Here is a 22,687-nt window from a genome sequence, read left to right as displayed (position 1 = left end):
TGCAACGGTAGGCCTAGCTGGTCGGCATGCCTTTGCCTTTTCTGAAATTTTTCGTTTCCGTAGATGAAAAGAATGGGTGCCGCACTAGCAACAATCAGATTGCCCTAAACATCCTACCGCGTCCGCCATGCCCTCATGCAGGAGGGCTAGCCGCTCAAAAAGCGTGCGCGCTTCCGATGCTCAGGCTGCTCAATTTCCGATGCTCTTTTTGCTCAAATCCTCTTGACGAAACACACGCCTCCCGGAGCTCGGGGCGCGTGGGCCTCGGCGGGTGCGCGAGGGCGTAGTAGTAGGTCGACCGCTTGAGCTCGGCGCATGCGAGCAGGTGCCCGAGCGCGTGCCCCTCGGCGCGCAGGGCCGCGACCGCTTCGGCCTTCGCCCTGGTCAGAGTCCGTCCCTCTCGATCAGGGCGCGTAATTTTTTTAGGTAGGCCACCTCGGCCTCGAGCCTACGGCACCGCTCCTCGAGCTCCTCCTCGCGGGTCCGCGGCCTCGCCCTGGAACCGCTCGGCCGGCCCTTGGGCCTCGGGCGCAGGGCCTCCGCGCCGCCCCGGCGGTATAGCGCGCACCACTTCTTGAGCGGCGACATCGACATTATGCCGAACGCCGCCATCGCCTCGGCCTTCGTCATGCCGCCGTCGACGACGGCGGAGGCGGCGGCGACCTTCTGCTCGTATGTGTACCTGCCCTGCTTTCCGTCCATGCTCAGCAGCACCTCACTCCCGAATGCGCGGTATATCTCCTGCCATCTTCTCACGGCTTCCGCGGGAAGCGAAAGGGCAACCGCGGCAGATTTATACCCGTGCCCGAGTTCGAAGAGCCCTATGGCCGCCTTCCTGGCCTCGACATCATGCTTCACCCTCAAATCAACGCGCATAAAGAAAGCCTCCCATTTCTCATGTCCAAGAAATGGGAGACAGCTCAGTTCTTTTCTGTGCCGGGCCTATTTATGGAGCGATCGAAACGCGCCATTTCCATGTGAGAAAACGGGCTGCAAGTCACCCCCATGTCTTACAGCTCATGTTTAAACAATATCACGGCAGACACATGTGTCCCCTCTGGTTTTCAGCCCTTTAAAACCAATGCAATAATCTAACGACTATACTTCTAACGGCAATAACCAGACACTGGAGATCAACGTGAATTCTAAGAAAATCGCCGTTATCATCCCTTGCTACAACGAAGCACTAACCATCGCCAAAGTGGTGGATGATTTTCATCGCGAACTGCCCGAGGGCACTGTCTATGTCTACGACAACAACTCGACGGACGGCACTGCTCAAATCGCACGCGAACACGGGGCAACCGTAAAGTTAGAGCCTCGCCAAGGCAAGGGCAATGTTTGTCGCCAAATGTTCCGCGACATTGAGGCCGATTGTTACCTCATGGTCGATGGAGACGACACCTATCCGGCTGAGTCGGCGCGCGCGCTGTGCGACCCCATCCTTGCCGGCGAAGCGGATATGACCGTAGGCGATCGACTTTCCAACGGTACATACACCGAGGAGAACAAGCGCGCCTTCCACGGCTTTGGCAACAACCTCGTACGCTGCATGATTAAATGGATCTACGGCTACAGCTTCGACGATGTCATGACTGGCTACCGCGCCATGAGCAAGCCCTTCGTCAAGACGTTCCCGGTACTCTCTGAAGGCTTCCAGATTGAGACAGAGCTGTCCATCCACGCCGTCGACCATCGCTGGCGCATTAAGGATGTCCCCATCGAGTATCGCGACCGTCCAGCCGGTTCGGAGTCCAAGCTCAATACCGTAAGCGACGGTATTCGAGTGATCGCCATGATTGGAACCCTCTTTAAAGACTACCGCCCGCTTAAGTTCTTCTCGCTTGTTGCGCTCATCTTTGCAGTTATTGGTCTCGCTTTAGGCATCCCCATCGTTACGGAGTACTTTGCCACCGGTCTCGTGCCTCGCTTCCCTACCGCGGTTCTCGCAGCGGCGTTCATGTTCCTGTGCGGACTCTCACTCGCCACGGGCTTTATCCTGGACTCCGTGGCGAAAGTGGAGCGGAAACAGTGGGAACTCAGGGTGTATGAGGAGAGCACGGGCAATTAATAGCACGACCAGCCGAATGAATATCCGCTATATTTAATTTAATTAGAACCAGCCTCTTTAAGACCGAAAGGGTTGCCATCGACAACCGGTACAAGTAGCTTCAACCTCGACGCCGCGATGTCTTATGAATGACAGCTTTTACCAGTCTAAGAGCGTTAATCTTGCCGGGAGGCACCCATGAATATTGCCGTCGCAGGTCTTGGCTACGTAGGCCTTTCACTCGCCTGTCTGCTTTCTAAACATAACGATGTCATTGCCATCGACATTAACGAGAGCAGAGTAGCCGACATCAACAACGGCATCTCCCCCATCAAGGATGCATTCATCGAAGCATATCTGGCAGATCGTCCGACTTCGCTATGCGCAACCACCGATGTAAATAAAGCATATGCAATAGCTGATTACATCGTCATAGCTACGCCGACCAACTATGACGATGTCACGCATTACTTCGACACTTCAAGCATCGAGAGCGTCCTGGATCTGGTCAAAGAAATCAACCCGTGCGCTGTTGTTGTTATTAAATCCACTATCCCTGTTGGCTACACCAGGGATATCAGTGCCAAATACCCCGAGCTCCAGATCATCTTCTCCCCCGAGTTTTTGCGCGAGGGTCATGCGCTGGAGGACAACCTGCATCCCAGCCGCATTGTCGCCGGCATTACAAAAGATGCCGACCGAAAGGTGGCTCGGACCTTCGTTGGCCTTTTGGACGAAGCCTCCGAGGATACAGGAACGGAAATCCTTGTAACAGGCTCAACGGAGGCCGAGGCCATCAAGCTCTTTGCCAACACATATCTGGCGCTGAGGGTTTCGTACTTCAACGAGCTCGACACCTATGCCAAGAGCAAGGGCCTCAACACGCGCGATATCATCCAGGGAGTCTGCCTGGACCCGCGCATCGGGACCCACTACAACAACCCCAGCTTCGGCTACGGCGGGTACTGCCTGCCCAAGGATTCCAAGCAGCTCCTCGCCAACTTCCAAGACGTCCCCCAAAACCTGATTCGCGCCATCGTCGATTCCAACAGCACGCGAAAGCAGTTTATCGTCGATCAAGTTCTGGCGATGCAGCCGAAGGTCGTCGGCGCATTCCGCCTCACCATGAAGAGCGGTTCGGACAACTTCAGGCAGAGTTCGACACTCGATGTAATCGACAAGCTTAGGACTCACGGAGTCGAGGTCATCGTTTACGAACCCTCCAGTTCCCTCGATACACTCCAAGGTTGCCGCGTCGTCAACGATCTCGTCTTATTTAAGCACGCAAGCGACGTGATCATCGCCAATCGCTACGACAGCGTTCTCGACGATGTGACAAACAAGGTTTACACGCGAGACCTCTGGCAGAGGGACTGACGCCTTGCCATCTACGATTGCTAGTTATCAGTGGCATGCAAATCCGAAATATAAAGCGAAGGGACCCTAAAAGGACCCCTTCGCTTTATGCATTAAAACACAGGTAGGCTACTTGATCTGCATATTCATAACCTCTGAAAGGCTATTGGCAGCAGATTCACCAAACCGTTATCAAACGGTTGCTCGAGAATAAGAATGGCTCGAACATAATAAAAGGCCGTACAAAGAACCGCAGAAACAACCAATGGAAGCAGCTTACGCTTATAAAACGAAGCAATGTTGTCGTAGCCCTTAACCAATTTTGAAAGAACAAGACTCCCAGTTAAAAACAAAGACAGCGGTACGCCCATACGACCAAGTGCAAAAAAGTTGAACATGATCGTGTGATTCTCAGCTGTGGAGCCGCTATCTGGCCAAACAATCGTTCATTACAATGACAAATGACCACAAGCAGAATAGCTAGGGATCGTATATAAACCAGCTTAGTTGACCTGGAACGAGCAATGGCGGGAGCGATACCATTTGCTTGGAAATGAACGGTACGGACAAGAGCGATAACACCAACTTAACACCTAAAATAGGAACGTCATTTTAGTCGACGAAATAATCCTTAATGAAACGAAGGGGCTTCATAAAAAAATTACCCAATCGATAAGAATGACTTTGATAAACCGAATCAGCCCTGCGCTCAGCCTCAGCCAAGGCATTTTGAAGACTTGCGATCTCACGGTCCTTATCCTCAATCGCCCATTTTGATTCATCAAGGGAATGGTTAGCCTCAGACAAGGCTTCGTTCGCAACAACGCTTGAAATTAACAGTTCAGATTTACTCTTATTAAAGAACTCCCTAAAAAGTCTCTCGTGTAAACCAGGATAATAATTTATATCTAAGGGCATATCGGCAGTTATACCAACCAACTCTCTAAGATATGCATCTGCAATATCAGTGGGCAGCGTAGAAACGCTCCAATACGAGTAATTCATTACCCAGTTGCAAAAGCTCTGCCTTAAGGCTGGATACAAATCCAAGGCTTTGAGCTTATTATCAATACTCCTCATTGCCTCAATTGCACAATGCCAGCTCTTGGAACGAGAGCCCTCAAGCGACTTTGGATTATTAACACGATGATGAAAGAGAATTTTGTCGCAACATGAAACAGACGAAGCAAGCGCAAGAGAGCAGAATACAAAATAAGCATCATTGGTGGTGCGCAAACTCTGAAACTGAAGCTGTTCCCGCGTCACAAAGTCAGTACGATATAATTTATCCCAAGGCCAACCCATAAAGTATTGAAATAGATGGTCGGCATAAACGGAAGGCTTTAAAACGGTATTATAAGGAACCCCATTCAGGGCATAACCGAGCAGCCAGGCATTTCCGTCTCGATTATCAAAAGCTTCAGAACGAGCTATCACGATATCGCTACCGTGTTTGTTGGCGGAATCAACCATAACCCGAAGAGCATCGGGCTCAATCCAGTCATCCGCATCTAGAAAATAAAGAAACTGACCAGAAGCTTCCGAAATACCCTTATTTCTAGCAACACCCGCATATTGATTTTGCTGGGAAAACACCTTAATACGACTATCGGTAGCAGCAAACGCCTGAACGCATGAAAGAGTGTCATCAGTTGAACCGTCATCAACCACAAGAATCTCAATATCCGAAAGCGTTTGGGCAAGGACACTATTCAAACACTCACCAATGTACTCATGAGCATTGTATGCGGGAATAATAACGGAAACCCGAACCATCGATACCCCTAAGAAAAGGCCGTCGCATAATAGCAGACGGCCAAACTAAATTTAAGGTGCTCCATGGCGGATTCGAACCGACGACCTTGGGATTAGAAGTCCCCTGCTCTATCCAACTGAGCTAATGGAGCAAATAATGAAAGTATACCCTAATTGAACTGATCTCGATATGCTTTGCAAACATCATCCACGGGACCATCCATCCTAAGATCACCCTTCTCAATCCACACGGCACGCTGGCAAATACGCTCAACCTGCTCCATAGAATGAGAAACGAAAAGGACGGTAACGTCACCAGACTCAATAAAATGCTGAATACGACGCTCGCATTTTTCTTGGAAGAATACATCGCCGACAGAGAGCGTCTCATCGACGATTAGAATATCGGGCTCGGTAATCGTGGCAATAGCAAAGGCGATACGCGCGACCATACCCGAAGAGAAGTTCTTCAAGGGCATGTCAACAAAATCTTGAAGCTCGGCAAACTCAATTATGCCGTCGAAATTGGCATCAATGAACTCTTTTGTATAGCCTAAAAGTGCGCCATTGAGATAAATATTTTCACGGGCAGTGAGCTCGGCATCAAAGCCTGCACCAAGCTCAATCAATGGTGCGATGTTGCCATGAACCTTTACCTCGCCTTCAGAAGGCTCGAGTACGCCGGCAATAATCTTAAGCATGGTTGACTTGCCGGATCCGTTTGTACCAACGAGACCTACAACTTCGCCTCGATGAATATCAAAAGAAATATGCTTTAGGGCTCGAAACTCTTCAAAAAAGAGCTGATGCTTTGCAAGCTTAATAAAATACTCTTTGAGATTAGTGAGAGACTCTGAGGCCATATTGAAAATCATGGTTACGTCTTTGACTTCAACGGCGAGAGGCTGATCCCTGTAGTCCTTAACAGAAAAAGGCATGGTCAATCCTTAGATATAGAGAATAAACTTGTGCTCTGACTTATGGAATACGACGTATCCCAATACAAGGGCAACAACTGCCCAAGCTACGCACATACCAACTGTGAAAAACGTCGGAGTGGTCTGGAACAAGAAAATATCGCGCATAAACTGAATGTAGTTATACATGGGATTCGCGTACATGATGATACGAACAGCATGTGGCATCTGACCGATAAAGTCAGTTGTCCAAAAAATAGGAGTGAGATAGGTCCATGCAGTAATCACAACACTCCACAAGTGCATGATGTCGCGGAAAAATACGGTTAGAGCCGAAAGCATCATACCTAACCCCATGCAAAACAGCATGAGAAGGAAGAGACAGACAGGCAGCAGAATTAAATGCCAAGTCGGAACAACATGGAACCAGATCATAACAATGGCAACGGCAATAAGGGAGAAACCGAAGTTAACAAGCGAAAAGAGCACCTTTTGAACGGGGAAAACCCATCGATGGACTTTTACTTTTTTAAGCAGCGATGACGCCCAGATGATGGACATGAGGGCTTGGTTGGTGGATTCCGACATTACAGAGAAAGTAACATTACCCACAATAAGATACAGCGGGTAAAGCTCGGGGCTCACTGCACCATTTCGCCCCTGGGCAAAGATGGTCGAAAAGACAACGGCCATAACAATCATCATGAGCAGCGGATTCAAAACGGACCAAGCAACGCCCAAAAAACTCCGCCTATATTTAATCTTAAAATCCTTGGTAACCAGCTGCTTGAGAATAAATCGATCCTTCTCTACCTCATTTTTCGCATGAGACGAAACAATCATTCCCTGATCGCTTTTAGATATCATTAACAGCTCCGCCGTCCAATTCCAATATCAACAATAATTTATGAGTAATAATACCCGTAAGAGCGAAGCTCTCCATCGCGCATCATGCAATCCAGTAAATACCAACAGTAAAAAGGCTCGCCATATAGATGACGAGCCAAAAAACCAATCAACTCACAGGGCCAACTACATTGACTGAGGGTAATCAATTTTAGGATTAAACCTAATTGCTTCACGCATCTTTTTACGCATCTGACGCCGTAGCTTCTTATCCACTCCTCCGGCTTTCATGCTGCGGCAAACCTGGGCACAAAACAACAAATAAGCAGCCTTGCCTTCATGGTGGAGCCTATACGATGCCTGATTACGAATGCCGTAAGAGAATTTCCACGCATTCTTTTCATCAATCATCGAGAAATTGACGCCCTTATTAGATGCCATGTCATGAATAATCACGCTGTCAAGCACCTGAATACCGGGGCAGGTCTTAGTAATGCGAAGCGTGTACTCGGCATCATCAAACCAAATAAAATATTCCTTAAAAGGCAGGCCGAAAGATTCGATAACCCAACGTGGAATCAGCACCGAAACAAACGAGCAGGAGGTGACCATGACAGAGTTTTGCCCCTTTGCGAGCAATCGACCCCAATCCCAAGTGGGCACAGGATTGTTCATCTCGCAAATAGAACCATCAATAAACTTTACAACCGAGCAAGCGTATGGGACATCGGGACCAAGCTCATCAACGGCGCCGTTATAGCCTTGAATCAGCTTCTCTAAGGCGTCGGGCTCGGGATAGCCATCATCGTCAAAAATCCAAACAAAATCAGAACCGCTATCGTAACCAGATTTCATTCCGGTGGAAAAACCACCGGCTCCGCCAAGATTCTCCGCGCAAGAAATTACCTTAACGGACATGCCACCGTGCTGCTCAGATGCATATGAAGCCAGGAAATCACCGGTGCCGTCAGTCGAGGCGTTATCGACAACAACGAGCTCACTGGGAGGAAGCGTCTGATCCTCAAGGGCAGAAAGAACATTCTTCAACTTGTCGAGACGGTTATATGTCACTACAACTGCGGTAACAGTAGGGCTATTGCTCATCATCACTCCACTTGGTCAGAATCTCAGAAAAGAGGGTGTTGGCATTTTTTAGCTTTGAAAACTCCACAAGCCTATCCATCTCAGATTGCCAGACGGATTTACGGAAATCGCAGTTCTCGAGCATCTTCAAAAGAATACCCGATGCGCACTTAATGAAATCGCGGGTGGACCGTGGAGTTAAAGCCTCAGTTGGAATAAGCGTGTTCTGAGAACCCACATCAGTTGAGACAACAGGCAGTCCAGCACTGAGCGACTCAATCGTCGTCAAAGTTATTCCTTCATTAATGGCAGAAACTACGAGGACATCAGAATCGGAATACGTCTTATCAACAGGAATCTGCATCCCTCTCCGTTCGATTAGTTCGGAGAGTCCATGACGAGCAATGATCTTGTCTACCATAGGGTCCAAATCACCGTTGCCATGCATGATAAACCTAAAACGACCAGGAGCACACTTATCGAGCTTCTTGGCAAGAAGGACAAATGCTTCGGGCCTTTTCTGACGAGAGATCCTGCCGACGAAGCAAACAGTGAGTTTACCCCTAGACACAGATTCCTTGCATGCCTTAACAGCCCTGTCAGCAGTAAGCCCAACAAGCGGAGCGTCTACAACCTTATTAGCATCAACCCCATGAGAATCAACAAGCCAAGATACAAGCTGGGGAGAAATCACATGATGTAAATCAATGAACGCATCACGACTAACGGCCTGATTGGGATAACCACCACCATAGGGATATTCAACAATATGCAGTGAATCAACTACGGTCGCATTGGGACGATACTTTTTAATCCACCACAGACGATCATAAAGCCATTGGCAGTGGTGAACGAGGACGCCCCTAATATCGAATTGTTCAACAAGCGAGCGAAGTAAAGGCTCATCGCCTGGACGCTCCTGAATAGGAAACGTAAGGCACAGTACCAAGGCATCTTTGAACTCCGGCCTATCGATCCAAGGCTGATGGCTGGGTCGATCCGTTATGACGATAGGCAGCATGCCCGCCTCGCGAACAAGGCGCACCGTCTCAACAGCCCAGCGCTCAGCGCCGCCGGCCTGAAGCCAATGCATACCGATAATGACGGCTCTCTCAGCCCCGAGCCTAACGGCTCCGGGGGTAATCTCTAGATAGGGATGGTGAGTAGTCTGCTCTTGATTAATCTTCGCTAAATCTGGAGCCTCAAATTGATCAACAGGACCCAATCCCCTATTCCAACGACGCTGTCGCTGAATTTCACGAATATCGTCAAAAGCAACCGGGCAGCACGCTTCGAGATTGCGATAAAGCTTCTGCTTCTTCGAAAGAGGGTTATGCATCTCAACGTCAGCATCGGTAGCGTCGTCAGGTGTAATTAAAACATAGCGAATATTTCGATCGACAATCTGTTCAACCCCTCCAAAAAAATGAGGGGAGAATTTTGACTGAGATTTAACAAGCGAAGTAACTTTAGCACTATAAAATGGCCTCAGGCCCTCAGCATCCGTAAGACCGCCGTTAAGCGTTGAAAAATCAGTTAGGCAGGGGTACTGCCATTTCTCCCCCATGTAGATTCGATACTCAATAGATCGACCAGGACTCATGAGTGCGTTGTATTCCATTGAGGAGATAATTAAACGCCTGATTCGCTCAGTTACTATGGAATGATCAAACGATTCCTGAGCTAGGCTATATAATCTCTGATTCATCAAACAACCTTTGGACTATTTCTATAAATCGAACTTATTGGGATAATATCAAGTTTATTACTCAATCGCGGTAAAGCTATTTCAATAACCCTGAAAAAGCTATTACCTCGCGCTTGCTCCCGTTCGAGATCGAAGCTGGGCCCCACTTTTCCGCTTATAGGTCGCCCACACCGCCCTGAGTGGCAGATTCTTTATCCGACCTCGTTGAGCCCGGCGAGCGGGCCGGTCGCCGGCGGGGCGCAAATCGACTTGCCGGGTCCCAAACTGCCCCCCTAACGTTCATTAGACCGAAAAGTATCGTCCTCACGACCTGAGAAGGGCTACGAGGACGACAAGGCAACTACGGAATGGGGTATTCGCTCAATGCGCTAGGCTCAGATCGGAAGTCAACCATTAGTTCAACGACTGTCCATTAAGCGAAAACCTGAAACAATTCTGGAAACACCGAAAGAAGCAATAACAAAATAAATGGGGAGAAATTGAATTAAATACTTACCCCTGCCGGACTCAAATAATAGAAGAAAGAGAATAGAGCCTAGAAAAGAAAACAATAGAACTAAATGGACAAAGCGCACTTTAGAATCACTAGTCGTGTCTTCACTAAAACAAAACATGCTTTTAAAAAAAGAAACAAGGCCAGCGATAACAATTAAATAAAGAATAGACTGAAGAACATAAACGCAGAAATTCAAAGCCGTACCAGGCGTAAACAAATTCCTAACAATAGAAAAAAGCCTTGCGTCCAAAACGCCCTCGGCACTAAATCCGAATACACTACCGTTATAAATTACTAACGAATCAAATTGACCGAAAGAAAAAGAAGGGTCGCAAAAGGTATATGCAAATTTCCTCAACAGGAATGCAAGAAATCCCCCTGGGCCATAGGAAACGAGACGCTCAACAATTAAAGCCTTGGCCCTATCGTCCATTGCTTTATAGCTTCCCAAGGAGGTCATTTCCAGACGGTCCGCGTAATTAAATCCACCACGATCAGTCAATCCCATTGCAACAAAATGTGACATCGGATATGCATGGCCAGGCGAATAGTTTGCCTGCATTACACAGTTAATAAAAAAGCGCACGAGGCAGAAACCCACAATGAAACCAATAAAGCTAATTAGTAAATACAGAAGAGTCCTTTTAAATCCAAAATAATTGATGCCAAAAATGAGCAAGCAAAAAATAGCAGCTAATGAAACGATGGATGAAGACGGTTTCATCTCATACGAAAATGCAGTGAACAACCCTAATAAAACTAAAGAAATAAGAGATTTACGCTGTGTTAATTTATCACAACTCGGATTATTGCAGGCGCTAAGGCAAACATCGATTATGAAGTAAATACAGACTGATGAAAAAAAGAGTGCATATATATCTGAATAAACAATGACCAAATATCCGGTAATGCTAAATAGACCATAGTACAGAAGAAAAAAACAATTGCCAGCCGGCTGATTAACCTTTGCTATACCTTTATAGAGAAAATAGCCAGACAAATCAATCAATATGGCATTCAGGATCTGAAGAACACCTTGTGCGAAACCAACACCAAAAACTTTGGAAATGGTCTGCACAACCACCCAATAAATAAAAGAAATCAATAGATTGTTCGGGCAACGTGTCAAATAATCTGAAAATTCACGTGGGTTCTGGGCTGCAGCTTTAATGCATTCCTGATCGGCGCCAAGCCCAACGGATCCAAAAGACACAATAACGAATATCTGAAGAACAAGGAGGCAGAATACAACGGTTTTTTTATTATGAATTAAGACAGAAACCAAACGATGTAGCCACATGCGAAAGGAATATCCAAAAAAGAAAGCACATAAAACTAGCAACGGAATGAAGTACATTATTATCGAAGCGGCTTTGGATCCGGATAAAATGGAAGAGGAAATTTGAAAACCAATTCCATATAAAATAAAGCACACTAGCCAGAGAAGCGATACATATAGTGCAACTCCAGAGAACATTTTAGCCAGTTTACACCTTAACAATAGACTCATTCCTTCGGTTTAGTTAAAAGCAAGTATTTCGAAAGATACTTAGATAAAGAAATAATCTCACAAACAATGATAGAGACAAAAAGCACAGTACTGAAAAACACTAGGTAGCATAAGAATCCGCTAAATAATCTTTGAACCACCGGACCCAAAAGCGCGATAACCCAAAAATGGACAGTATAGATTCCGAAAGATTGCCTTGATAAAAATTCGACCTGTTTATTAATAACCTTGCAGATTTCATTACCCTTAGAAAAATCAATTTCCAGAATAAATATAAACAGAGACATAGACGCTAAGGCAACAAAAATGTTTGAATATTCAACTTCGAACTGAATTCCATGCACAGATTTAATAAAATGCCAAACAATTAACAAGAAAAGGCTGATCGACATACAACTAAATGAAGCACCTTTGGAAGGCAAAAGACGACGCTGATGATATTTTTTAATGAAATACCCAGCAAGGTAATAGAAAATCCAGACAGAATACCCCCACACATCTGCACTAAAAATATTAAAGCAAAATACAGGATTTAATTGAATCTCACTCTGGAGAATTCGAAGGATCGTACTAACGGTTGGAACAACGACACCAAATGCGACAATAAGTAAACCGATAAGTCTAGAATAACAATCCGTGCAATCAGCATCTTCTCGCCGGTGCAGAAATATCGAAACAATAGGGGTACCCAAATATAAGGCTATTAACATCGGTAAATACCATAACCCATTATTTGTCGGGTTCAAAAACAATGCCTCTGTAATTGTATATTGCATACCTTGCGGAGCCAAACCAATTGGAAGAAAACCGAATAACTTGGATAAGACATACCAAATTATTACCCAGAGGATATAGGCAATGGCCAATGGCAACAAATTACGATTAATAAACTTATTTAAATATGGACCATTAAAATCTCTATCGAGCATTAAATAACCGGACAGAATTACGAATAATGGGACACCAATAGTGCCCAAAGCATTAAAAACTAGCAATTTACTGCCACTGAAAAAAAAAGAAGCAGAATGAATTGTTATCACCAACAAAATTGCCGTCACGCGAATCACATCGAGTGCAACTAGCCTTTTATTCATAATGCTATTACTCCCAAATTCCCCAACATTTGAAATGAGATTTCAAGTTCATCCTTTAGGACGTTCTTGCCTAAGCTCGCCCACAGTCAGCGTGCCCATCAGTTGAACGACGCATAACTGCCTTAAAAAAACCATAAACCAAAAGCACTATAAACAAACCAATGAAACATACCGTCGATACCGAATCAGCAATCACCCATAACTTAGGATACTTGAAGGAGATATCAACCGGTCCCTTATATGTGTCGAAGAATGTCAACTTTACAAGACCGCGATCGTCAGAAAGACAAGTAACCTTCCTGGCGCTCGCATTATCAACTGAATAATACTTATAATAGAGACGGGGAATTACAATTGAAGAGCCATCATGAGCATCGACTGAAAGCGATATAGATTTATTGGTTGCCTTATACGTTTTACAAATATCTGAATCAACTAAACCCGTAAACCTAGAAATATCGTAATCGTATAATTCAATATCATTTGGTAAATACTCGCCGTTCATAAATCCAAATTTGTCTGGACACTCTTCCAACTTTGAAAAGCTGATACTGGCGTTATCTTCCTTAAGAGATGAAATTGAATACACGCTCGTAAACAACGAAACAAGTACCAGAACAATACCAATATCAATAAGACGTCGCTTTTGTCGAGAATCCTTAAACAGAAAGCCAATATATGAAGCCAGCAAAAAGGAAGCGCCACCGAGAAAACGCCAAGGAAACTGAATGCTCGAGAGGCATGAAACAATACGACCAATTATTGGAAGATCATACCTCCACCACGGAAAACAATTGGTACACAACAAGCAGCCTAATAAAGCAGAGATTAGCACGGCTTTACTAATTCCTGATGTTTCTTCTCCACCACTTCTAATTAAATACCCAAGTACCAAACAGGCAAATATGATGGGAAAACCAAGGGTCTGCGGTATTTCAGTTGATACGGGAACACCCGCCACACTACCGCCTGTTAACCTTGGGAACAATTGAAATAGTTGCGGCAAATATGTCGCATTCCAGGATGCAGTGTTTATTTTGTCAATCAATGTAATATTCGTAACGACCAAATTGCCGTTTTTATATATATCAAGAAATGGAACAATGAAATACAAGGCGAGTAAACAGCCAAATAATACAGAGCCTAAAAACAGAGCAGTATTTTTTTTGGTACCGTAGCTGAAGATTACGATAAGAATTATTGGGCTGAACGTAACAAGAAATAGGATTAGACTAATAATATGCGAACATATTATAGAAAAAATAGAGACTGAGATTAATGCAAGCGAAATTAATCGATTCCTGGAATCAATTAGTCCAAACACCTGCAACGAAGAGTATAGCAATATGGGCAGAAATCCTTGCGCCAGAAACTCCCCTACCGAAGCTCGGAGATATACACAAACAAGTCTGTATGGGGCCAGCACCCAAAGCGAGCAACAAAGAACTCCGATAATTGAAGAACCGGAAATCCTTTTGAAACAATAGTACGATGTCCCCAATACAAACAAATTAAAGATGATCAGGAATAATTTGTATGACTGAGTTAGCGATAGTCCCATTATTTCGAATATAGCTGGCAAATAAAGAAATATGTCCCCATAACATAAACCGACAGGGTAGCCATACCCGTTCATAAAGGCAGTATTAATTCTTACAGGAAAATCCCCCTGAATTAGCCCGTCATGTATGCCTTGAATTCTATATAAATGGAAATAAAGATCATAACCAACGGTCAAGGGCCCAAGAAGCGGATAAAGCAAGATTAAAAATTGAGCCAGCAGAACAATACTTACAAGCAGTTTTTGATATCGAAGGCAAATTGTATTTTTACGCAAATTTGATACAAGCGACCGCATTTAACACCCATCAATAATCTAATTTAAACAATTGCTTTCTCGAACGATATAAATCGGACGCTTTTTGACCTCAAGATAGGTACGAGATAGATACTGGCCAATAATACCGATACTAAGAAGTTGAATTCCGCCGAGTAAGGTAATAAGACATGCGAGACTTGGCCAGCCGCCAACTGGATCGCCAAATAAAGCAGTTTTAATAACAATGAAAACACTGGCAGCTAGAGAGAAAATGCAGCAGGCAATACCCATCCATGAAGCAAGAGACAATGGTACGGTAGAAAAAGCGACAATACCACTTAACGCATATTTAAAAAGAGAGAAGAAACTCCAGTGTGTTTCACCAGCAGCCCTCTCAACATTAACGTAAGGGAGCCATTTAGTTTTATAACCAACCCAGCCAAAAATACCCTTTGAAAACCGATTATACTCGCCCAAAGAAAGAATCGAGTCAACCATTTGTCTCGTCATCAATCGATAGTCTCGTGCACCATCGACAATGTCAGCATCAGATATTTTATTAATAATTCTATAAAAAGCTCGGGCAAAGAATGACCGAATAGGGGGCTCACCCTCACGATTCACCCTTCGAGTAGCTACGCTATCAAAATCCTCATTTTGTAGAATACGATACATATCCGGAAGCAATTCGGGGGGATCTTGCAAGTCCGCATCCATGGTGCAGACATAATCTCCCTTAGCATTTTGAAAACCGGCGTATATTGCGGACTCTTTTCCAAAGTTTCTTGAAAAGGAGATATATCTAACAATCAAATAGTCTCTGTCGTTTGTTGCTGCAAGCGATTTTGAGATATCAAGTGTTTTATCTGACGAACCGTCATCGACAAATATCAGCTCAAACGAAACCTCTGAATCGACAGAATGCCAATGATCTGCGACTTTACAGAAGGCTGGATAATACAGAGGAAGCGACTCCTCCTCATTGAAACACGGAACTACCACGGAAAGAAGACTCATGAAATCACGACCATAAAACTAATTCACCAAATAGTGAAACACATTAGCGTCCAGCTAGTTTACACCCATTCCAGCGGGAGTCCTTGCCATTGAATACCACTTATGAATTTCGACATTATCCCCTACCGTCGGGTGACTCCAGCCATTGGATCCACTGAGCGCTATCATAAACTGCGCATACACATTAAGAGTAGCATACGGAGACGAATTTGTCGTCATACCCATATGCCCAATAGCCACCGAGCACTTATTACACTCCCGGTTTCCTATAACCAGGCCGTATCGTTCAACCAAGCGCACTGTTGAACCGACCCCCGAAACAATGCCTTATTGACTCAACTTCTCGAGCGCCCCATATCCTGACCGACGTCTCCTTCGAATCGAATAATCCCACAGTTGCATCCATCTTACGTAACAATAATTTGCACTCAACTCAAAACACAGGCTTATGTAATAACACCTTTCAGAAAGAACCCCCGACATTCCTCACTTCAAACCGAACGCCCGGCAATTCAAGGGAATCGACCATTCCCAATGACGCGGAGGAGCCAGAAGCACAGAGATACTGGCCTGAAGCTACATTTTGAAGAGCGATCCTGCCACCAGAGAGTGTAGTGTGCCACCGCTGAGAGTTCGCACCGCTAGATGTCAGCTGGACAAGCTTTCCCCCATCAGTCAGAGAGAGCACTTTTCCTGAGCCGATGCACTTAATCTCGTATTCGTTTTCCAGCCCAGCCACCTTGCTCACATACCATTTTTGAGCGAGCGTACCATTTGACGTATAGAGCTGAACCGTAGCGCCGTCCTCCATAGATCCGCCGGCAACATCCAGGACTTTTGAACTCGTGGCCGACTCGAATGAAAAGGCGCCTTCGTCCAAAAACTCACTAACCCGATGAAGCGAGAACTTTTGAGCGGCACTTCCATTGGGAAGAAATGCATCCAAATTAGCTTGAACAGAATCAGAAGCTCCAACAATATCCAAAGCCAAACCAGTTGACTTGCTCACAAAAGAGTACGTGCCGTCGCCATTATCGATCGCAGCAAATAGCATATTGGCATTATCGGAATCGCAGGCCCACTGCTGAACATTGGTGCCAGGAATAAGATTGCCGCCATCAACATCGAGCGACTTTTGGGACTTTGCATTACGGATAACATAGTAGCCATCGAAATATTCAAAGCTAAACAGCTGGGCAAACGTTCCGTTGCTGTTGTAAAGCTGAACATTTGCCCCATTGGAGCTTGAGCCGCCAGCAACGTCAATGACCTTACCAGTGGAACTACAAGCGGGGCTTAGCGTGAAATAACCCTTCGGAAGGATATCGTCGCATTTTGTGACCGACGGGGACGTGCTCAACAGGGCAAAGTGAGAGGCGCCCTCATTAGAGCTCAGCTCAACGTTTACACCATTGGATACGCCGGACCCCCTCGATCCAAGATATAATCCGGGCCTCAGCGCACTCTCAATGAGATACATGCCATCAGACTGTTTGGCGGCAATCCACTTTTGAGCATACGTGCCGTTGGAGGCGTACTGGGCAATGTTTGTTCCTGCGGAAGCGTTTCCTCCAGCGACATCGATCACCTTATTGGAGCCAGCATTCGTAAACGTAACATAGCCCTTACCGTCATGGGAAACGACCCAACGCTGCGCATTGGTCATGTTCGACCTGTACAGCTGGATATTGGCGCTATTGCCTTTCGAGCCGCCAGTGACATCCAAAACAAGCGAGTAGTTCTTGTTCGAGCTTATGAGATACTCGCCGTCTGCCAAATCGGATGCGTGTGCCGTGGCCTCAGCGTCTTGCTCGGAGCGCAAGCAGTTAAAGCCAGAAGGTGCAAATGCAACAGAAAGCTCACGGGAATCGCCCCTGGAAACCGTGACCAGCTTACCGGAGGCGTTTACACCTAGAGCACAACCAGAACCAGCGTTAACGATACGATACGAGCCACTACCGGCATCTTCGATAGCCCAGTAATAATTAGAAGACGAGGGCGAGGCACTCCCCTGCTTAACAGCAGAACCGGTAACTATATCTCCGTCCTGGGCATATAAATAGCGATAAGATTTCGCAGACTTGATTGCGTAAAGACCCTTGTCGGCATCGTATTCAAAGCCAAATCCCTGAGCAATAGTTCCATTAGGGCTATACAGCTGGATAGCGGCACCGCTATCCATGCTACCGCCGGTCACATCAAAAACACGGCCATCAGGTGTCGTTACGATAGCAGACTGAGAATCAATTGTTTGACCCTTAGAAACATCTCCGGTTGTATACAGGCGGAAACGCTGGGCATTGGTGCCATTATCATCATAGACCTGGACATTCGTCCCGTTGGAAGTAGCCCCAGATGCAAGATCCAAGACAAAGCCGGTCTTAAGCGCAGAGCAAATCTTAACGAAACCATTTCCGCAATCAACGAGAATCCACTTCTGAGCCCAAGAGCCGTTAGACGCGTACTGCTGAACATTTGCGCCAGCTTTCTTGCTGCCGCTGGAGACGTCTAGAACCTTGCCCGATCCAACATTGGTAATGGTTACATAGCCATTCTTGTCATATGAGAACGTCCAGCGCTGAGCCGGTGTAGCGTTAGATGCATACACCTGCAGATTTGCACCGGACTTCGTAGATCCGCTGGAAATATCGAGGACCTGCCGCTCAGATATGGAACCAATAGCGTATTCGACGCCCTCCCTTACAAGCCCTCTGCTGGAAGCAGCAAGATCATCAAGCTCTTGGCGAACGGTGCGCGCCGAAGCAAGCGTCCATTTTTGAGCATCAGATCCGTTATAGGTATAAATTTGCAGCGCGGACCCACTCACGCCATTAGCACCAGGAACGTCAATGGCTTTGCCGGACTTAGAGTTTATGAATGAATACACGCCATTACCGCAGTCAATAACAGACCAATGCTGCGCACTGGTGCCGTTAGAAGAGTATTGAGAGATGGCACCACCGTTAGAAACGGAGCCCCCCTGAGCCTCAAAGGGCTTGCCAGAGTTAACGTTTACAATTTCATACAGGCCGTTACCGACCTGCTTAAAGGTAAACATCTGCGCTTGGCTATTGTTGGCAGTGTAAATCTGAAGACGTGCACGATCATCAGAAGACCCGCCGTTGATATCCATGACCAGCTGCGGGTTAAGCGCACTCTTAATAACAAAAGCTTTGTCAGTCTCTACGGTCGAGGAAGAGGCAAAGGTAAAACGCTGGGCATTCGATTTATTCGGAGCCCAAATCCTAACCGAAGTACCATCCGAAGTGCTACCGTTGCAAAGATCGAGCGCCCAGTTACCCAGAGCGGACTGAATATAAAATCCGCTATCGGCAACACGAATATGCCAAAGCTGACGATTGTCTTGAGCATAAGCGGCTTGAATAACCGAAGAACCACTTTGCGCATTGTCGCCGGCAACGGATAGATATTGTCCGGTAGATTCGCACTTAATTCGATAGGCCCCGGAACCAGACGACTCAAGAATAAAGCGCTGGTTTGAAGACCCTTGAGCATGGAACAAAGAAAGCTGCCCGTCATCACCAACAGTAACACTCGAGGAATCCTTTGCTATCGAATCAATATAGTAAGTCCCGTCTGCGAGAGCATGATCGGGCAGATTAACTACGTTAACAAAATCGGCCGAGGAAAAAGCATTCATGTCAACAGTGTTGGCGGTGATGCCGTCAAGTCGCCCCGACGAAGTGTACTGCCATCCGTACTGTCCGGCGCAACTAAACGAAGTTCTGAGCTTGGGGCCATATTCCGCAATCCAAGACACGCGGGGGCGCACACTTGCAGCTTTTAGATACGTATCCGCGTACCAACGACCAGAATAAATGGATACGTTGTTAATGCCAAAACCAGAGAGCGTATTAAAATACGCATTCACGATGCCCTCGTACGCAGAGGCGCTATTAGGCGATATCGCATTACCGTTGCTGTCATAGAACGATTCAAGGTCATAAAAAATCGGCAGCGATAGATCATACAGACTGTACTTACTTACGATCTGCTGCGTAAAATAAGCTTCGCCCGTAGCATCATTCGAATTCTGAGCCGTACTAAAGATATACACGCCAAAAGGAATTCCCAAGCGGCGAACCTCACGCAAATTGCGCTCGAACTGTTTGTCAAAATGGGTCGTCGAATAACCAAAGCGCAAAATTACAGCATCAACGCCAGAATTTTGAACCTTATTCCAGTCAATCGACCCCTGCCACTCAGAAACATCAATGACCTTTAACGCTGGAGACGCAAAAACCTCACCATACCCGTTATAGAACACTTTAGAAGCATTCGTGCCGCCCCAATAGGGAGACCCGCTTGCAGAACGACCGTCGAGCGCTGCGGCAAGCGGTTCACCATCCATCGAGCTGCCGGCGGTATAGTCGTTGGAATCATCCGCGGGATGTGCCTCGCCATAGGCAAGACGCTCCTCTAGAGACGCATCGACCGGAAGCGAACCATCGTCGGCAAAAACAGGGGTTGCCCCCAGACTGCAAAGCAGACCGAGAGCAACCAATAGCGACGAAGCGAGAAAAGTTTTCTTGCGCATAACCATCAACCTAAATCCAAACTAACATAGGGCGATATTGCGATACCAACCCCAAAGCGGCGTATACGTGGTTCCATAATAATTGACCCAGTCATTAAGTCCGCGAACGTTAACTCGACCAATATTCTCAATAACTTTGCCATCACCAATATAGATTGCAATATGGCCCCACCTAGAGCCCGCCCAATTGTGGGAATGGGACGGAACAGCGACAATCATACCAACTTTCAAATTAGCACGGTTGCTGTCGTGGCAATAAGACCAAAACATGTCGCAGGCATCGCCGTATGCATAGCCATAGCCGGCTGCATTAAACACCCTCGAAATCCACTCGGAGCAAAGATTGGCACCAGGGGTAGGAGTGGAAAAAGCAATGTCGACGAGTCGCCTTTGCGCACCGTTAGCATCAGCGTAAGGCTGCTCAGAAACATTCGTAGTATCGAAGCGCCATGAGTCACCGCCACCGTTACCAAGAATAAGACCGTTGTCGCTGTCCATCAACGCAAAAGAACCGTCAGCAAGCATCGAATAAATTGCGATACCGCCACAATCGGCAAGGCGAAGCAGCCACTTTTGTGCACCAGAACCATTCCAGTCCCATTGCTGAACAGAAGCGCCATTAGATGCGTTAGCGCTCGGCACGTCGAGCGCCTTCCCAGATACAAAGGCAGTCAGACTGTAGGCGCCGTTTCCCAAAGAACGGACATACCACTTTTGCGCGTTCGTTCCATTAGCAGTATACAGCTGTACGCGTGCCCCGGCACTGCTGGATCCGCCGGCAACATCCAGAACACGATTACCGCTCGATTGGTTCACCACAACATAATAACCATCGTCAATAAGTGAAGCCGCAACAAAACGCCATGCCTGAGCAGCCGTAAAGTTATTGACGTACATCTGAATCGCGGTGCCCACAGTGGCATTGCCACCTGTCAAATCAATCACAGCACCCGAGACTGCATTCACAAGAACAAGACCGCCCATTGGAGACACACGCGGAATCCAGTGAGAACCCTCCACCGCCTCCTTAGCACTCATCAGCTTGCCGTCGCTTTGCGAAAGGTACTTACCCGAATTTGCGCCCTTGATAAGAACTGATCCATCGTCGCAAACACTAACCGACCATTTCTGAGCCAAAGTGCCGTTACGATTCCAGACCTGTAATTTAGCGTCGTCCGCCTTCGATCCACCAGAGACATCGATGAGACGGTTGCCGTCTACGCGAGAGTAGATCTCGTACAGTCCGTCACGCACAAATACCGTCGGAACCGACAGCGTCCATTTTTGCGCGAGCGTTCCATTTTGGGAATAGAGCTGCAGCTTAGTTCCGTTGGCAGAATTAGCCCCTGTAACATCAAGGGCCAACCCACTTTTCGCGGAGATAAGAGACACGCTGCCGTCGGAGTTAACAACGACGCGCCACCATTGAGCAGTCGTACCGTTTTCGGCATATTGTTGGACCGCAGTTCCATTCGAAACGCCACCACCGCGACAATCAAGAACCTTACCCGACACCGCAGAGCGGACCGTATAATATCCCGTCGACTTGTTATACGTAAACGTCCAATACTGAGCAAGCGTATCATTGGAACCATAAAGCTGAGTTTGCGCCGAATCGCTCAAAGAGCCACCTGTGACATCGACAACCTGACCGCCGTTGAGCATGGAGCCAAGTCGATACAGTCCGTCATCGATCGTCTGAGCGATCTTAACGAGATTCCAGACCTGCGCATTCGTAGCATTCCAGCTATAAACCTGTGCGTTTCCCCCATTGGCAACGCTACCGCCAGAAATATCGAGCACATAGTCGCCAAGGCAGGACTTTATAAAATAGCCGCCATCTTGACGGGCAACAAAGTCCCAAAGCTGCGCATTCGTGTGATTGATAACATATTGCTGAACATTCGTGCCGTTTGCACCGTTAGCACCAGACACATCGAGTGCCTTGCCGCTCGCGACATTTACGAGCAAATAATGCCCATTAAACTTCTCGATTCTCCAGCGCTGAGCGGGCGTGCCGTTTTGACCATACTGCTGGACGTTAGCTCCGTTATCGCATGAGCCACCCGAGACATCGAGGACCCTATTTGAGCCGGCGTTAGAGATCTCATAGACGCCCTCATCGATGTCCACTGCAGGAAAGTCGGAAATCTGCGGATTCGAAGGCAGGGCAGAAGGCTCAGCAGGAGCAGCCGGGGCAGGAGAAGAGGTGTCAGCCCCGTCATCACCCATTGCAGGAGTCTGTGCATCGCCAGGAGTGATATCGCCGGCATCTTCCGTGGACCCCTCGGAATCCTTTTCAAAAGCACCATCGGCTTCGATCGAAGCATCATCAGTAGACACTACCGAAGAAAATAGGACCTCATCATTCGGGGTAGCCAACTCAATTGAGTACGCCTGAATGGGAGAGCACAAGGCAGCAACCGCGAAGCATGCAGGAATAAAAGGCATGAACAGAACTGATTTTTTCATCTCTAA

At 46.8% G+C, this 22,687-nt stretch carries 15 protein-coding genes and 1 tRNA gene; 2 read left to right on the top strand and 14 right to left on the bottom strand.

Annotated elements, in window-relative coordinates:
* Positions 1-384: 384 nt before the first annotated feature.
* Positions 385-876 carry a helix-turn-helix domain-containing protein gene (locus tag ACTNB2_RS02910; protein WP_441044733.1) on the bottom strand — a complete coding sequence of 164 codons (492 nt, stop codon included), beginning with the start codon at positions 874-876 and terminating at the stop codon, positions 385-387.
* A gap of 262 nt (positions 877-1,138) precedes the next feature.
* On the opposite strand from ACTNB2_RS02910, the gene ACTNB2_RS02905 reads away from it, so the two are divergent.
* Entirely contained in the window at positions 1,139-2,071 is a 933-nt protein-coding gene (locus tag ACTNB2_RS02905; protein ID WP_441044732.1) for a glycosyltransferase family 2 protein, read from the top strand.
* A gap of 177 nt (positions 2,072-2,248) precedes the next feature.
* Positions 2,249-3,427, top strand: coding sequence for a nucleotide sugar dehydrogenase (locus ACTNB2_RS02900; RefSeq protein ID WP_441044731.1), 1,179 nt, complete (start codon positions 2,249-2,251; stop codon positions 3,425-3,427).
* A 125-nt stretch (positions 3,428-3,552) separates the two neighbouring features.
* On the opposite strand, the gene ACTNB2_RS02895 is transcribed toward ACTNB2_RS02900, so the two are convergent.
* The 13 genes from ACTNB2_RS02895 to ACTNB2_RS02835 form a co-directional block, all read right to left on the bottom strand.
* Positions 3,553-3,804, bottom strand: coding sequence for a hypothetical protein (locus ACTNB2_RS02895; RefSeq protein WP_441044730.1), 252 nt, complete (start codon positions 3,802-3,804; stop codon positions 3,553-3,555).
* A 214-nt stretch (positions 3,805-4,018) separates the two neighbouring features.
* Positions 4,019-5,182 (bottom strand): glycosyltransferase family 2 protein, encoded by a 1,164-nt coding sequence (locus ACTNB2_RS02890; protein ID WP_441044728.1) that lies wholly within the window; start codon positions 5,180-5,182, stop codon positions 4,019-4,021.
* Positions 5,183-5,239: 57 nt separating this feature from the next.
* Positions 5,240-5,313: transfer RNA gene (locus ACTNB2_RS02885), tRNA-Arg, on the bottom strand.
* Between the two features lie 18 nt (positions 5,314-5,331).
* The gene (locus ACTNB2_RS02880) at positions 5,332-6,099 is read right to left on the bottom strand and encodes an ABC transporter ATP-binding protein (protein WP_441044727.1); all 768 of its coding nucleotides are present in this window, start codon (positions 6,097-6,099) and stop codon (positions 5,332-5,334) included.
* Positions 6,100-6,108: 9 nt separating this feature from the next.
* The gene (locus tag ACTNB2_RS02875) at positions 6,109-6,945 is read right to left on the bottom strand and encodes an ABC transporter permease (protein ID WP_441045706.1); all 837 of its coding nucleotides are present in this window, start codon (positions 6,943-6,945) and stop codon (positions 6,109-6,111) included.
* Positions 6,946-7,110: 165 nt separating this feature from the next.
* The gene (locus tag ACTNB2_RS02870; protein ID WP_441044725.1) at positions 7,111-8,028 is read right to left on the bottom strand and encodes a glycosyltransferase family 2 protein; all 918 of its coding nucleotides are present in this window, start codon (positions 8,026-8,028) and stop codon (positions 7,111-7,113) included.
* Positions 8,018-9,715, bottom strand: a complete 1,698-nt coding sequence (locus ACTNB2_RS02865) for a glycosyltransferase (RefSeq protein WP_441044724.1) — start codon at positions 9,713-9,715, stop codon at positions 8,018-8,020. The genes ACTNB2_RS02870 and ACTNB2_RS02865 overlap by 11 nt, the downstream gene beginning before the upstream one ends.
* A gap of 398 nt (positions 9,716-10,113) precedes the next feature.
* On the bottom strand, positions 10,114-11,721 hold the full coding sequence (locus tag ACTNB2_RS02860; RefSeq protein WP_441045704.1) for a hypothetical protein: 1,608 nt from the start codon (positions 11,719-11,721) through the stop codon (positions 10,114-10,116).
* The gene (locus tag ACTNB2_RS02855) at positions 11,718-12,815 is read right to left on the bottom strand and encodes an acyltransferase (protein WP_441044722.1); all 1,098 of its coding nucleotides are present in this window, start codon (positions 12,813-12,815) and stop codon (positions 11,718-11,720) included. The genes ACTNB2_RS02860 and ACTNB2_RS02855 overlap by 4 nt, the downstream gene beginning before the upstream one ends.
* 70 nt (positions 12,816-12,885) lie before the next feature.
* Positions 12,886-13,884 (bottom strand): hypothetical protein, encoded by a 999-nt coding sequence (locus ACTNB2_RS02850; protein WP_441045702.1) that lies wholly within the window; start codon positions 13,882-13,884, stop codon positions 12,886-12,888.
* Positions 13,885-14,691: 807 nt separating this feature from the next.
* Positions 14,692-15,651: a glycosyltransferase family 2 protein gene (locus ACTNB2_RS02845; RefSeq protein WP_441044720.1), complete on the bottom strand. Its 960-nt coding sequence runs from the start codon at positions 15,649-15,651 to the stop codon at positions 14,692-14,694.
* A 463-nt stretch (positions 15,652-16,114) separates the two neighbouring features.
* Positions 16,115-20,209 (bottom strand): RICIN domain-containing protein, encoded by a 4,095-nt coding sequence (locus ACTNB2_RS02840; protein WP_441044719.1) that lies wholly within the window; start codon positions 20,207-20,209, stop codon positions 16,115-16,117.
* A gap of 21 nt (positions 20,210-20,230) precedes the next feature.
* Entirely contained in the window at positions 20,231-22,681 is a 2,451-nt protein-coding gene (locus ACTNB2_RS02835) for an RICIN domain-containing protein (RefSeq protein WP_441045700.1), read from the bottom strand.
* Positions 22,682-22,687 lie beyond the last annotated feature (6 nt).

Source organism: Collinsella sp. HCP28S3_G2 (genome assembly GCF_052065125.1).
In the GTDB taxonomy this organism is placed as follows: domain Bacteria; phylum Actinomycetota; class Coriobacteriia; order Coriobacteriales; family Coriobacteriaceae; genus Collinsella.
Note: the sequence above shows the minus strand (reverse complement) of the source record. Positions and strands in the feature narration are given on the sequence as shown.